Here is a 13391-nt window from a genome sequence, read left to right on the forward strand (position 1 = left end):
GCGCCAGCCGATCGCGCAAGGGTTGTTGACCCGCGCGGCAGACTTGGCCACATGAGCAATGCGGAGCAGGACCCGGGCGAGATCGTGTGCAGCGAGACCCCGGGCGGTCCCGGGGTTGAGGTGATCGTTCCCCGCGACGTACCCCTCGGCGGGCTCCGCGCCATGAACGTACGACGCACGTTGCCCTCGCGCGGCCGGACCCTGATCGGGGCCTGGTGCTTCGCGGACCACTACGGTCCCGACGAGGTGGAGGACACCGGCGGCATGGTCGTGACTCCGCACCCGCACACCGGCCTGTCCACGGTGAGCTGGCTCTTCACCGGTGAGGTCGAGCACCGCGACTCGGTCGGCACGGTGGCGATGGTCCGTCCCGGCGAGGTCAACCTGATGACCGCCGGACACGGCATCAGCCACTCGGAGATCTCCACGGCGGGCACGACGACGCTCCACGGCGTACAACTCTGGCTGGCCCTGCCCGACTCCGCACGAGACACGGCTCCGGGGTTCGCGCACCACGCGCCGCCGCTGGTGAGCGGGGAGGGCTGGGAGGCGCGCGTCTTCCTCGGCTCGCTGCTCGGAGACACCTCGCCGGTCTTCACCCACACCCCGGTGCTCGGCGCGGAGATCCTGCTCGCGAAGGGTGCGTCGATGACCTTCGACGTCGACCCGTCGTTCGAGCACGGGCTACTGGTCGACTTGGGGCCGGTCTCGTTCGTGGGCCAGGACCTCAAGCCCGCCGAGCTGGGCTACCTCGCTCCGGGTTGCTCGACGGTGACCATCACGGCCCACGACGACGCGCGGGTGGTGCTCCTCGGCGGTCCGCCGTTCGGCGAGTCGCTGGTCATGTGGTGGAACTTCGTCGGCCGCACCCACGAGGAGATCGTGGAGTACCGCACCGAGTGGCAGGCGCAGCTCACGCGCGACGGCGCGATCGTGCCCGACAGCCAGCAGGTGGCCCCGGGCCGCTTCGGTGTGGTCATCGACGACCACACCCCGCCGATCCCCGCGCCCCCGCTCCCGAACCTCCGCCTCAGGTCCCGCTGACCACCAACCCGCGATAGTGGGCGGGGTCAGCCGAGGACTAGCGGGCACTATTTCTTCGCCAGCCCGCCGCGGGCATCCGACCTGGGCCAGCAGGACGTCAACTGCCAAGATGTGCGCATGTCAGAGGGAGGCGGTCCAGAAGGAGTCGGCGTGCTCGTCGGCGAGGACGGACTCGCGCGCTGCCCGTGGGCTGCGGAGCCGGGGGAGATGCGCGACTACCACGACACCGAGTGGGGAGTGCCTGTCGTGGGGGAGAGCGCACTGTTCGAGCGGCTCACCCTCGAGGCGTTCCAGTCCGGCCTGAGCTGGGCCACGATCCTGCGCAAGCGGCCCGCGTTCCGTGAGGTCTTCGACGGGTTCGACGTCGACCGCATCGCGTCGTACGACGGGGCGAAGCGCGACGCCCTGCTCGCCGACGCCCGCATCGTGCGCAACCGCGCCAAGGTCGACGCGACGATCACCAATGCCCGGGCCACCGTCGCACTCCGCGGCGCCGGCCCCGAGGGAAGCCTGGAGTCGCTGATCCGTGCGAGCGCGCCCGTCCCGGGTCCCGCGCCCGTCACCACCACGGACCTCGTCCCGAGCTCACCCGAGTCGCTCGCGCTGAGCAAGCTGCTCAAGAAGCGCGGGTTCTCGTTCGTCGGACCGACCACGCTCTACGCGCTGTGGGAGGCACTCGGCCTCGTCGACACCCACCTCGCCGGTTGCCACCGCCGCGGCATCGCTGCGCTGACCGCGGGCACTGACACATGATCAACGGACTCCTCTGGCTGCTGCTGTGCCAGCTCGTCGGGGAGGTCGTCGTGCGCACCACCGGCCTCCCGCTGCCGGGCCCCGTGCTGGGCATGGTCATCCTCTTCGCGCTGCTCCAGCTCCGCCGGCCGCCACGCGAGGCCAACGTCTTCCGCACTTCGGATGCGCTGCTCAAGCACCTGCAGCTGCTCTTCATCCCGGCCGGCGTCGGCGTGATCACCCTGCTCGGCGTGATCGGCGACCACCCGCTCCCGCTGGTCGGCGCGCTGCTGATCTCCTGGGTCGCCGGCCTGGTCACCGTCGGCTGGCTCGTGACGCTCCTCCTCGGCAAGGCGGCGACGCGATGAGCGAGACGCTGGACTGGTTGCGCACCTCGCCCCTGCTCGGGATCTTCCTGACCCTGCTCGGCTACCGCCTCGGCCTCGAGGTGCGACGGCTCAGCCGCGACCACGCCCTCGCGCAGCCGGTGTTGATCGCCATCGTCTTCATCGGTGTCGCCCTCGAGCTGCTCGACGTCGACTACTCCGACTACTCCGAGGGCGCCGGCATCATCGGCTTCTTCCTCGGCCCCGCGACCGTGGCTCTCGCCGTACCCCTCCACCGCCAGGCCCATCACCTCGGCCGCATGTTCGTGCCCATGCTGATCGCACTGCCGGTCGGTGCCGTGGTCAGCATCGTCACCGGGGTCCTGGCGGTCCGGGTGCTCGGCGGCGACCGGGTGCTCGAGCTGACGATGGCGCCCAAGGCAGCGACCACCCCGGTGAGCCTCGCGGTCTCGGACACGATCGGTGGCCTGTCCTCGCTCACTGCGGTCCTCGCGATCGTGGTCGGCATCATCGGTGCGGTCGCCGCGCCTGCGGTCCTCACTGCCGCGCGCGTGCGTGACCGGCGCGCTCGCGGCCTGGCCATCGGTGCGGTCAGCCACGGCATCGGTACGTCGAGGGCACTGCGGGAGGACGCCACCGAAGGCGCCTTCTCGGGTCTGTCGATGGGCATCACCGCCTTGCTGATCAGCGCACTCGTGCCAGTGGTGCTGCACTTCCTCTGACCCTCCGTCAGATCGTTCAGCGGAAGGACTAACCTCGGCCCATGAGTCGTGTGCATGCCTTCACGGACGACGCGCTGGCGGACCATGACGCCGTCGCCCTCGCCGGTCTGCTGGCCTCGAGCCAGGTCTCGCCCTCCGAGCTCCGCGATGCGGTGGTCGCCCGGCTGCAGGTGGTCGAGCCGGTGCTCAACGGCCTGGCCCACCCCGCCTTCGATGCCGGCGACGGCGAGCCGCCGACGGGCTTCTTCGGCGGCCTGCCGACCTTCATCAAGGACAACTGCGACGTCGCCGGCATGCCGACGCTGCAGGGCACGGACGCCTTCGTGGGCAGGCCCAAGGCGACCGACGGTGAGCTCACGCGCATGTTCCGCGCGACGGGCCTTCAGCCGATCGGCAAGACCCGGCTCTCGGAGTTCGGATTCAGCGCCTCGGCGGAGCACCCGCGCCTCGGGCCGGTCCGCAACCCCTGGGACACCACGCGCAGCTCGGGTGCGTCCTCGGCCGGCTCCGCGGCGTACGTCGCTGCGGGTGTCGTCCCGTTGGCCCACGCCAACGACGGCGGTGGTTCGATCCGCATCCCGGCCGCCGCGTGCGGCCTGGTCGGGCTCAAGCCCACGCGCAACCGGACGCTCCAGGACAAGATGATGCGCGAGATCCCGGTGCGCATCGTCGCCGACGGCGTGGTCACGCGCAGCGTCCGCGACACGGCGGCGTTCTTCCGCGAGGCCGAGCTGGTCTGGCGCAACCCGGGCCTGCGGCCGGTCGGCGACGTCACCGAGCCGGTGCGTGGCCGGCTGAAGATCGCTGTGGTCACCAGCTCCATCGACCGCGACGCCACCCCGGACGTGCGCGAGCAGACGCTCAAGACCGCCGGACTGCTGGAGGAGCTCGGGCACCACGTCGAGGAGATCGACCCGCCGGTGCCCGCGAGCCTTCCCGACGACTTCCTCCTCTACTGGTCCTTGCTTGCCCTCGGCGTGGTCCGCACCGGGAGGCTGCGGTTCGGCAGGTCGTTCGACATCTCGCGGCTCGACAACCTGACGCGGGGGCTCGAGCGCCACGCGCTGCGCAACATCCACCGCACGGGACCCGCGATCGCCCGGCTGGCAGCGAGCAGCCGCTCGGCGGCCAGGGTCTTCCGCCAGTACGACGTCGTGCTGACGCCCGCCGTGGCGGCCCCGACGCCGGTGATCGGTGAGCTCGACCCGGCGCTGCCCTACGAGACCCTGAAGGAGCGGCTGCTCGACTGGGTCGCCTTCACTCCGCTGCAGAACGCGACCGGCACGCCTGCCCTGTCGCTCCCGCTGGCGAACACCGTCGACGGCATGCCGCTCGGCATGATGTTCGGTGCGGGCGCCGGGCGCGATGCCCTGCTGCTCGCCCTCGGGCTCGAGCTCGAGGCGGCGCGGCCCTTCGCCCGCATCCAGGGTCCGGTGTGCTGAGCGCGTGTTGAGGCTGGGCCGCCACACCTTTCCGGACGACCGCCTGCTCGTCATGGCGATCGTCAACCGGACCCGTGACTCGTTCTACGACAACGGCGCCACCTACGCGGAGGATGCCGCGCTCGAGCGGGTCCGGGCGGTTGTCGCGGACGGCGCCGAGATCGTCGACATCGGGGGCGTGAAGGCAGGACCCGGTGACGTCGTCGACGTCACCGAGGAGCTGCAGCGCACCGTCGGGTTCGTGGCCCGGGTCCGCGACGAGTTCCCCGACATCGTGATCTCGGTCGACACCTGGCGTTCCGAGGTCGGACGTGCGGTCTGCGAGGCGGGGGCCGACCTGCTCAACGACGCCTGGGGTGGCCACGATCCGGGCCTGGTCGAGGTCGCCGCAGAGCACGGCGCGGCGTACATCTGCACCCACACCAACGGCGCCACCCCGCGCCAGCCTCCCCACCGCGTGTCGTACGCCGATGTCGTGCGTGCCGCGATCGACGACACCGTGGCGCTGGCCAACCGCGCACTTGCGGCCGGCGTGGCACGCGAGTCGCTGCTGATCGACCCGGCCCACGACTTCGAGAAGACCACCTGGCACAGCCTGGAGATCACTCGCCGCCTCGACGAGATGGTCGGCACGGGCTGGCCGGTGCTGGTCTCGCTGAGCAACAAGGACTTCGTGGGGGAGACCCTCGACCTGCCGACCAGCGAGCGCCTCACGGGCACGCTGGCCGCCACCGCGATCGCTGCGTGGCACGGCGCCCGGGTCTACCGCGTGCACGAGGTGCGCGAGACCCGCCAGGTGCTCGACATGGTCGCCTCGATCCAGGGCATCCGCCCGCCCGCCCGCACGACGAGGGCACTCGCGTGATCTTCCGGGAACGCATCCGCAGCCGGACGTCGCGACTATCGGACGGGATCATCGGAATCGCGTTCGTGCCGATGACTCCGCTGATGTTCCGGCATCTCTCAGGCACCGCTGATCCGCTCGAAGAGGCTCGGGCGGCGGCAGTCGCGGCAGTGGGCGGAACGTGCGCGGGTGCGCTGGACGTCGTGGTGCTCTGCCCGGTCGGCGGCCGTGAGGCTCCCGGTGACTGGCGCGATCCATCGCGCTCGGGCGCCGTGCATGGCGAGCCCCGGTCACTCGCCGAGCAGGTGGGTGGGCACCTGCTCGATCTCGCAGGAGTGGATCTCCCGGTCCGATACGTCGAGTGCACAGACGGCGAACCCATGTCCGACTTCCTCGACCTTCTGGCTCCGACCTGCGAGACGGCAGTGATCGTCCTCGGCGACGGTGCTGCAGCGCGGAGCCAGGGGGCTCCGGGTCATATCGACGAGCGCTCGTTCGCTTTCGACGACGCCGTTGCCGCGAGCCTGGAGTCTGGCGATGGCGAGAGCCTGGCAGGTCTCGACGCCACCTTGGCGGTCGAGCTCATGGTTACTGGACGCCACACGTGGCCAGTGATTGGCTGGCTCGTTCCGCGTGGGTCGGGCTGGCTGGGCTGGCGCGGGGACCCGCTCGGCCTGACCTACTTCGTCGCCGTCTGGCGTCCTTGAGGACAGCTCCGCAACTGGTCTCAAGTGACACCCCGAAACAAACCCTCCTGAGCGTGAAATTGGCTGTGTGAGGCTCATCATCGGGACTCGATTTTGCGCGCCGGTTGGCGGTCTGTAATGTTCTCCCTCGTTGCCCCCTTAGCTCAGTGGTAGAGCACTTCCATGGTAAGGAAGGGGTCGTCCGTTCAATCCGGACAGGGGGCCCTGAGATACGGAGGGCCTGTCGCGAGAGCGGCGGGACCGCCTGATTCTCCGTGGCGGGGTAGCTCAGGTGGTTAGAGCGCACGACTCATAATCGTGAGGTCGCGGGTTCGATCCCCGCCCCCGCTACCACCAGCACATTCCAGCTTCACAGCAGCACCACCCAGACCGAAGGACTCCCAGTGGCCAGCAAGAGCAGCGACGTTCGCCCCAAGATCACGCTCGCGTGCGTGGACTGCAAGGAGCGCAACTACATCACCAAGAAGAACCGTCGGAACGACCCCGACCGCATGGAGCTGAAGAAGTTCTGCCCGCGCTGCCGCACTCACACTGCGCACCGCGAGACCCGCTGACACCAGCGGCACCCAGACACCGCGAGGGCGGCCACCCGGCAACGGGCGGTCGCCCTCGCGCCATTTCGCAATCCTCTGGACCGGATAGGTTGACCCGTGTGCTCCTGAGTGACCTCACCACCCTCCGCCTCGGCGGCCCCGCAGCGTCGTACGTCGAGGCGACCACCGAGGCCGAGCTCGTCGAGGCCGTGAGCAGCGCAGACGCCGCCGGCACCCCGGTGCTCCTCGTGGCGGGCGGGAGCAACCTGGTCGTCGCGGACGAGGGTTTCCCGGGCGTCGTCATCAAGGTCGCGACCGCCGGCGTCCGCAGCGACGTGGAGGCCTGTCACGGCCCCAGCTGCAGCGGCGCGATGGTCACCGTGGCGGCCGGTGAGGACTGGGACGCGTTCGTCGCGCGGGCCGTCGCCAGCGAGTGGGTCGGCATCGAGGCGCTCAGCGGCATCCCGGGCGCCGTCGGCTCCACGCCGATCCAGAACGTCGGCGCCTACGGCCAGGAGGTCGCCGACACCATCGCCAGCGTCCGCGTGTGGGACCGCCGGCTGCGTGGCATCCGCACCTTCACCGCGTCCGAGTGCGGCTTCGGCTACCGGCACAGCCGGTTCAAGGCCGACCCGGCGCGCCACGTCGTCCTCGACGTCACCTTCCAGCTGCGCTGCGGCACTCTCGGCGCCCCGGTGAGGTACGCCGAGCTGGCCCGAGCGCTCGGCGTCGAGCAGGGCGATCGCGCCCCGCTCGCCGAGGTACGCCGCGAGGTGATCGCCCTGCGGCGCAGCAAGGGCATGGTGCTCGACGCGACCGACCATGACACCTGGAGCGCCGGGTCGTTCTTCACCAACCCTCACCTGAGTGCCGAGCAGTCGGCCGCGCTGCCGGATGACGCCCCGCGCTACCCGCAGCCCGACGGCACCGTGAAGTCGAGCGCGGCCTGGTTGATCGAGCGCGCAGGCTTCGCCAAGGGCTATGGCCTGGACCTCAACGGGGGGCGCGTGAGCCTGTCCACCAAGCACACGCTCGCGCTGACCAACCGCGGCAACGGCACCACCGAGGAACTGCTGGCGCTGGCGCGAGAGATCCGTGACGGGGTCGAGAAGGCCTTCGGCGTCGCGCTGGTCAACGAGCCGGTGGCCGTCGGCGTCGCGCTCTGACTCAGTAGCTCCCGAAGGCGCCGAAGAAGTCGCTGGCCAGGAAGGCGATGAAAGCGCCGACGGCCAGGATGCTCAGCGCCAGGAGCACCGTGCCGATGATGCCCATGATGAAGCCGGCCTGGGCCAGGCCGCGGCCTCCCAGCTGACCCTGGGCTGCATCGATCCGCTTCATCGAGGAGCGGCCGAGGAAGAGCGCGACGGGGGCGAGCAGGAGGGTGAACCCGTAGGCACACATCCCGACGAGGGCGATGATGCCGAGCACCATCGCAGCGATGGCCTGGCCATCACTCGGCGGGACGGGCGGATAGGAGTAGCCGTAGCCCGGCGGTGGGCCCTGCGGCGGTTGCGGCAGCGGCGGCACCTGGCCGTACGCCGGAGGCTGGTCGGACGGCGGCTCGGGAGGCGTGGTCATGGCGCAATCCAAGCACGCGCCGAAGGTGTCAGGACGCGGTTCGGGGCTGCCGGGCTGTGCGGACCGGATTGGTCACGATGACGAAAATCCCCCACGCGACGAGCACAGCGCAGGCCACCCCGAGGCCGAGGCGCGGATTGAGCGGCATGACGATGCCGACGAAGCCGCCGACCACCCAGGCCAGCTGCAACATGGTGTCGGAGCGTGCGAACGCGCTGGTCTGGACCCGCTCCGGCACGTCGCGCTGGATGGTGGAGTCGAGGGAGAGCTTGGCGAGTGACTGGGCAAGCCCGGCAACGAGGCCGAGGGCCAGCAGCGGGGCGAGCCCGTAGAAGAGCGCCGCGACGAGTGCCATCACCGCGTCTGCGAGCAGGGCCAGGGCAACGGTCACCGGCGGGTTGATCCGCCGGGTCAGGGAGGCAAGCGCGATGCCGAGGACATTGCCGAGGCCGGCCGCACCGATGACCAGTCCGAGCAGGACCTCGGGCCGGAAGCCCGGGATCGGGTGCTCACGCAGCAGGAAGGCCATGAACATCGTCAGGAACCCCGACATCCAGCGCGGGCCGCAGTTGCCGCGCAGGGCGAAGGAGACCGCCGGCGGGATCCGGCGCGAGCGTTGGCGTGGCGTGTCGGCAGAGGTCGACGACGGCCCCGGCATGAGCTCGAGTCGCACCTCGCCCGCCGACGAGTCGACCCGGTCGGGCAGCCGGATGGCGAGGATCGTCGCGATGACGAAGACGACGAAGGCATAGCGCAGCGACCACTCCGCGCCGAAGTACGCCGCCGCGCCGGCGATGGGCGCCGACAACGCCGCGCCGACGACTCCGGCCAGCGAGATCCGGGCGTTGGCCTTCACCAGGGTGACGCCGGGTGGCACGAGGCGGGGAGCGGCGGCTGCCTTGGTGACGCCGTAGGCCTTGGAGGAGACCAGCACGCCGAGCGCCGCGGCGTACATCCAGGTGGACTGGGTGGCGATGGCCGTCGCAAGGGTCCAGCAGAGGAAGGCGCGGATCGCCATCGTCGTCCCGATCGCCCAGCGGCGGCCATGGCTGAAGCGGTCGAGGAACGGCCCGATCAGGGGTGCCACGATCGCGAACGGAAGCATCGTCAGCCCGAGGAAGAGGGCGACCTGGCCGCGCGCCTCCCCGCTCGGCACCTGGAAGAAGAGCGTGCCTGCCAGCGAGATCGCGACCGCAGCGTCACCGGCAGCATTGAAGGCGTGCAGCCCGATCAGCCGTGAGAGTCCCGACTGGCCGGCGCCCTCTGCCTGTGCTGCGCGCCGTGCCGCGACGTAGGTCGCGCGGCTGGCACGGGCGGTGCCACGGGCCGTGCCGCGGGCTGCACCACCCACGCCGCGCGCGCCGACCTCAAGCGCCCTGCGGAAGCGCGGCGGGGGTGCATCCGCTGCGCTGGAGTCGGTGGGCTCGCCCGGTGGCTGGCTCGTCATGCCCCCATCCTTCCCGGTCGCACCCACATCTCCGGCCAGTTGTGCCGACATGTCGGGACCCGACAAGACAATACGGGGAGGCATGGGGGAGAATCCGAGCGTGATCGCCACCACCTCCCCTTCTGACGCCATCCTGCTGGGTGCCGTCGACATCGCCCTCGCGGCCCTGCTCGAGCAGGTCGACAAGGTCGACGTCGGCCCCGCGCTGGGCGCGGTGCAGGAGGGTGACCACGTCGCGACCCACGCTTTCGACTGCCTGCGTGCCGGCTACCGCGGGTGGAAGTGGTCCGTCACGGTCGCCCGCGCCGAGGGCCAGGACCTCGTCACGATCGACGAGGTCGTGCTGCTCCCCGGCGAGGACGCGATCATCGCCCCGCAGTGGGTTCCCTACAAGGACCGCATCCGTCCCGGCGACCTGTCCCCGGGCGACCTGCTCCCGGTCGAGGACGACGACCCGCGTCTCGTCCCGACGTACTCCTTCGGCGACGACCCGCTCTCCGCCGATGACAAGGCCCAGATCCGCCAGGTGGCCCAGGACCTTGGCCTCGGCCGGGTCCGCACCCTCTCGGTCGAGGGGCGCGAGCTCGCCGCTCAGCGCTGGTACGACGGCGACGGCGGCCCCGAGGCGCCAGTTGCCCAGTCCGCTCCGGCGAAGTGCACCAGCTGTGGCTTCCTCGTGCGCCTGGCCGGCCCGCTCTCCGAGGTCTTCGGTGTCTGCGCCAACGGCAACGCCAACGACGACGGTCGTGTGGTCAGCTTCGACCACGGCTGCGGTGCCCATTCCGAGGTGCAGCTGTCGCGCAAGCAGCAGCCGCTCCCGCCCGCGGACCACGCATTCGACACGCTGACCAGCGACGAGTTCGAGCAGCTCTAGCGTCGGCGCGTGCCGCGCCGCTTGCGGCGGGTCCGGCAGATCTCCACTCCGAAGAGGCCCAGGCCGAAGCCGGCCATGCAGGTCCACAGCCACCAGGTGCGACCGGTCTCCTCGAGCCTGCCGTAGAACGGCAGCAGCAGGAGGAAGGCGACGAGCCACAGGGCCGTGCCGATCTCGATCGTGCGCACTCCGTCGACGTCCAGTGGATCGACGTCGGCCACGAGGTAGGTGCGCTTGCCGATCTCATGCACCATCGGCTGCTCGTCGAGGGGATCCACGCAGCACACAGTAGTCCTGAGCCACAGGCATCCGGAATACTTAGCGAGGCTAACTAGTTATCGTGGGTGACATGAGCCCCTCGATCGAGCAACTCGCCCGCACCGATGCCGGCCTGGCGTCCGCCCTGCGCACATCGGTCGCCCGTCTGGGCCGGCGGCTCCGCAACGAGCGCGACCCCGGGCTCGAGCTCGGCCTGGGCTCGCTGTCGGCGCTGGGCCTCCTCTTCCGCGAGGGACCGCAGACGGTCGGGCAGCTCGCTGACCGCGAGCGGGTCCGGCCACCGTCGATGACGCGCACGGTCGGCTGCCTGGTCGACGGCGGCTACGCCGTACGCCGCAAGAACGAGACCGACGGGCGCCAGGTCGTCATCGAGATCAGTGAGGCCGGACGCGTAGCCGTAGTGCGCGAGCGCGGCCGGCGTGATGCCTGGCTGGCGCAGCGCCTGAAGGAGCTCACCCCGGAAGAGCGGGCGGTGCTGCGCCAGGCGGCGCCCCTGCTGGAGAGGATCGCCACCGCTTGAGTCCAACGTTCCGTGCCCTGTCCAACCCCAACTACCGCCGCTTCGCTGCCGGCGGTGTCGTCTCCAATGTCGGCACCTGGATGCAGCGCGTCGCCCAGGACTGGCTGGTCCTGGTCCTGTCCGGCGGCAGTGGTGCCGCGATCGGCATCACCACCGGCCTGCAGTTCCTCCCCTTCCTCGTCCTGATGCCGGTTGCCGGTCTCGTCGCTGACCGGGTCTCCAAGCGCCGGCTGCTCCAGGTCACGAATGCCGCGATGGCGGTCCCGGCCGGCGTCCTCGGCCTGCTCGCGGTCCTGGGCCTGGCCGAGGTCTGGCACGTCTACGTGCTCGCTCTGGTGCTCGGCATCGGCGCCGCGTTCGACGCGCCGGCCCGCCAGTCCTTCGTCTCCGAGCTGGTCACCCAGGACGAGCTGACCAACGCCGTCGGCCTCAACTCCGCCAGCTTCAACGCCGCGCGCATCGTCGGCCCGGCGCTGGCCGGACTGCTGATCGCCCTGCTCGGTGGGGGAGCGGAGGCGACCGGCTGGGTGATCCTGCTCAACGGGCTCACCTTCGCCGCACCCATCTGGAGCCTGCGCCACCTCGACGTGAGCCGCCTCGACCCCGCCACTCCCGTGATGCGCGGCCCGGGCGCGATCCGCGAGGGCATCGCCTATGTGAGGGGTCGCCGCGACCTGCAGCTGGTGATGCTGGTCGTCTTCTTCACCGGCACGTTCGGCCTCAACTTCCAGATGACCTCGGCCCTGATGGCGACCCAGGTCTTCGATCGCGGGCCCGGTGGCTTCGGCCTGCTCGGTTCCTTCATGGCGATCGGCAGCCTGACCGGCTCACTGATCGCGGCCCGTCGCGCCGTCGTACGCCCACGGCTCGTGGTCGTGGCCGCGATCGTCTTCGGACTGGTCGAGGTCGCTGCCGCCTTCTCCCCGACGTACGCCGTCTACGCACTGGTGGTGCCGCTCATCGGGTTGAGCGCGATGACGGTCGTGACCTCGGCCAACGCCTTTGTGCAGCTGAACACCGAACCCGCGGTTCGCGGTCGGGTGATGGCGCTCTACCTGATGGTCTTCATGGGCGGGACGCCGATCGGGTCGCCCTTCATCGGGTGGATCGGCGAGGAGCTGGGGGCGCGGGCCACGCTGTGGCTGGGTGGGTCGCTCACCATCGCCGGCGCCCTCTTCGCCTGGCTCCTGCTGGGGCGCCAGCAGGAGCCAGTTCCCGGGGCCGATGCAGAGGCCGACGCCGTTTTGACCCGCTCCTAGCGGGCGCGTAGGCTGTCTCCTCGTGTCTGGCATGTCCAGACGTCTACGCCTGCCCGGAAACGGCGCAGGCCGGGCACCACCGCGCGAGCGGCAGTTCCCGATCCACTACCGCTTCGGCAGAGCGCCGTTGCGTGAGAGCGATATCAAGAAAGGGAACCACCCGGTGCCCACTATTCAGCAGCTGGTCCGCAAGGGCCGCCAGGACAAGGTGTCGAAGTCCAAGACGCCTGCCCTGAAGGGTTCGCCGCAGCGCCGTGGCGTCTGCACGCGCGTCTACACGACCACCCCCAAGAAGCCGAACTCCGCCCTCCGCAAGGTCGCCCGTGTGCGCCTTTCGTCCGGCGTCGAGGTCACGGCCTACATCCCGGGTGTCGGCCACAACCTGCAGGAGCACTCCATCGTGCTCGTGCGCGGCGGCCGTGTGAAGGACCTTCCCGGTGTTCGCTACAAGATCATCCGCGGCTCGCTCGACACCCAGGGTGTCAAGAACCGCAAGCAGGCCCGCAGCCGCTACGGCGCGAAGAAGGAGAAGTAATGCCTCGCAAGGGTCCCGCTCCCAAGCGTCCCATCGACGTCGACCCGGTCTACGGCGTCGTCGTTGTCTCCCAGCTCGTGTCGAAGGTGCTGCAGGACGGCAAGAAGGCCGTTGCCCAGCGCATCGTCTACACCGCCCTCGAAGGCTGTAAGGAGAAGACCGGCACTGACCCGGTCGTCACCCTCAAGCGCGCCCTCGACAACGTCAAGCCGGCCATCGAGGTCAAGTCCCGCCGCGTCGGCGGTGCGACCTACCAGGTCCCGATCGAGGTCAAGGGCAACCGTGGCAACACGCTGGCCCTGCGCTGGCTCGTGGGCTACGCCCGCGACCGTCGCGAGAAGACCATGTCCGAGCGCCTCATGAACGAGATCCTCGACGCGAGCAACGGCCTCGGTGCCGCTGTGAAGAAGCGCGAAGACACCCACAAGATGGCCGAGTCCAACAAGGCCTTCGCTCACTACCGCTGGTGATTGCTGGCGGGATGCACCTCCGGGTGCGTCCCGCCGCCCACCGCCCACAAACTTCCTA

The 13391-nt window shown here is 70.3% G+C and carries 17 protein-coding genes and 2 tRNA genes; 16 read left to right on the top strand and 3 right to left on the bottom strand.

The window, feature by feature from the left end; all coding sequences use genetic code 11:
• Window positions 1-51 precede the first annotated feature (51 nt).
• The 11 genes from D4739_RS08070 to D4739_RS08120 all read left to right on the top strand — a co-directional run bounded on the left by D4739_RS08070 (window position 52) and on the right by D4739_RS08120 (window position 7537).
• A complete protein-coding gene (locus tag D4739_RS08070; protein WP_120060112.1) occupies window positions 52-1044 on the top strand; it encodes a pirin family protein in 993 nt (330 codons plus the stop codon).
• Between the two features lie 117 nt (window positions 1045-1161).
• A complete protein-coding gene (locus tag D4739_RS08075) occupies window positions 1162-1797 on the top strand; it encodes a DNA-3-methyladenine glycosylase I (protein ID WP_120060113.1) in 636 nt (211 codons plus the stop codon).
• On the top strand, window positions 1794-2144 hold the full coding sequence (locus D4739_RS08080; protein ID WP_120060115.1) for a CidA/LrgA family protein: 351 nt from the start codon (window positions 1794-1796) through the stop codon (window positions 2142-2144). Before D4739_RS08075 ends, D4739_RS08080 begins: the two co-directional genes overlap by 4 nt.
• Window positions 2141-2845, top strand: a complete 705-nt coding sequence (locus D4739_RS08085) for an LrgB family protein (protein WP_120060117.1) — start codon at window positions 2141-2143, stop codon at window positions 2843-2845. Before D4739_RS08080 ends, D4739_RS08085 begins: the two co-directional genes overlap by 4 nt.
• Before the next feature lie 41 nt (window positions 2846-2886).
• Window positions 2887-4287: an amidase gene (locus D4739_RS08090; RefSeq protein ID WP_120060119.1), complete on the top strand. Its 1401-nt coding sequence runs from the start codon at window positions 2887-2889 to the stop codon at window positions 4285-4287.
• A gap of 4 nt (window positions 4288-4291) precedes the next feature.
• Entirely contained in the window at window positions 4292-5152 is an 861-nt protein-coding gene (folP, locus tag D4739_RS08095) for a dihydropteroate synthase (protein ID WP_238473572.1), read from the top strand.
• Window positions 5149-5838 (top strand): class III extradiol ring-cleavage dioxygenase family protein, encoded by a 690-nt coding sequence (locus tag D4739_RS08100; RefSeq protein ID WP_120060121.1) that lies wholly within the window; start codon window positions 5149-5151, stop codon window positions 5836-5838. Before folP ends, D4739_RS08100 begins: the two co-directional genes overlap by 4 nt.
• Before the next feature lie 132 nt (window positions 5839-5970).
• Window positions 5971-6042 (top strand) — tRNA-Thr (locus D4739_RS08105).
• 52 nt (window positions 6043-6094) lie between these two features.
• A tRNA-Met gene (locus D4739_RS08110) sits at window positions 6095-6171 on the top strand.
• A gap of 50 nt (window positions 6172-6221) precedes the next feature.
• Complete coding sequence (rpmG, locus tag D4739_RS08115) at window positions 6222-6392, top strand: 50S ribosomal protein L33 (protein ID WP_056536155.1); 171 nt, start codon at window positions 6222-6224, stop codon at window positions 6390-6392.
• Between the two features lie 62 nt (window positions 6393-6454).
• The gene (locus D4739_RS08120; RefSeq protein ID WP_274380509.1) at window positions 6455-7537 is read left to right on the top strand and encodes a UDP-N-acetylmuramate dehydrogenase; all 1083 of its coding nucleotides are present in this window, start codon (window positions 6455-6457) and stop codon (window positions 7535-7537) included.
• A 1-nt stretch (window position 7538) separates the two neighbouring features.
• On the opposite strand, the gene D4739_RS08125 is transcribed toward D4739_RS08120, so the two are convergent.
• On the bottom strand, window positions 7539-7949 hold the full coding sequence (locus tag D4739_RS08125) for a DUF4190 domain-containing protein (protein WP_120060127.1): 411 nt from the start codon (window positions 7947-7949) through the stop codon (window positions 7539-7541).
• 28 nt (window positions 7950-7977) lie between these two features.
• Window positions 7978-9396 (bottom strand): MFS transporter, encoded by a 1419-nt coding sequence (locus tag D4739_RS08130; RefSeq protein ID WP_120060129.1) that lies wholly within the window; start codon window positions 9394-9396, stop codon window positions 7978-7980.
• A 100-nt stretch (window positions 9397-9496) separates the two neighbouring features.
• On the opposite strand from D4739_RS08130, the gene D4739_RS08135 reads away from it, so the two are divergent.
• Entirely contained in the window at window positions 9497-10270 is a 774-nt protein-coding gene (locus D4739_RS08135; RefSeq protein ID WP_238473574.1) for a DUF3027 domain-containing protein, read from the top strand.
• On the opposite strand, the gene D4739_RS08140 is transcribed toward D4739_RS08135, so the two are convergent.
• The gene (locus tag D4739_RS08140) at window positions 10267-10548 is read right to left on the bottom strand and encodes a DUF2530 domain-containing protein (protein WP_238473575.1); all 282 of its coding nucleotides are present in this window, start codon (window positions 10546-10548) and stop codon (window positions 10267-10269) included. The genes D4739_RS08135 and D4739_RS08140 overlap by 4 nt on opposite strands.
• Window positions 10549-10619: 71 nt before the next feature.
• On the opposite strand from D4739_RS08140, the gene D4739_RS08145 reads away from it, so the two are divergent.
• From D4739_RS08145 to rpsG, 4 genes are all read left to right on the top strand, one after another.
• On the top strand, window positions 10620-11069 hold the full coding sequence (locus D4739_RS08145) for a MarR family winged helix-turn-helix transcriptional regulator (protein WP_120060133.1): 450 nt from the start codon (window positions 10620-10622) through the stop codon (window positions 11067-11069).
• Window positions 11066-12328 carry an MFS transporter gene (locus D4739_RS08150; protein WP_120060134.1) on the top strand — a complete coding sequence of 421 codons (1263 nt, stop codon included), beginning with the start codon at window positions 11066-11068 and terminating at the stop codon, window positions 12326-12328. Before D4739_RS08145 ends, D4739_RS08150 begins: the two co-directional genes overlap by 4 nt.
• Window positions 12329-12491: 163 nt before the next feature.
• Window positions 12492-12863, top strand: a complete 372-nt coding sequence (gene rpsL, locus D4739_RS08155) for a 30S ribosomal protein S12 (protein WP_120060136.1) — start codon at window positions 12492-12494, stop codon at window positions 12861-12863.
• Window positions 12863-13333 carry a 30S ribosomal protein S7 gene (rpsG, locus tag D4739_RS08160; RefSeq protein WP_120060137.1) on the top strand — a complete coding sequence of 157 codons (471 nt, stop codon included), beginning with the start codon at window positions 12863-12865 and terminating at the stop codon, window positions 13331-13333. The genes rpsL and rpsG overlap by 1 nt, the downstream gene beginning before the upstream one ends.
• Window positions 13334-13391: the final 58 nt, after the last annotated feature.

It is taken from the genome of Nocardioides cavernaquae, from assembly GCF_003600895.1.
GTDB lineage: Bacteria > Actinomycetota > Actinomycetes > Propionibacteriales > Nocardioidaceae > Nocardioides > Nocardioides cavernaquae.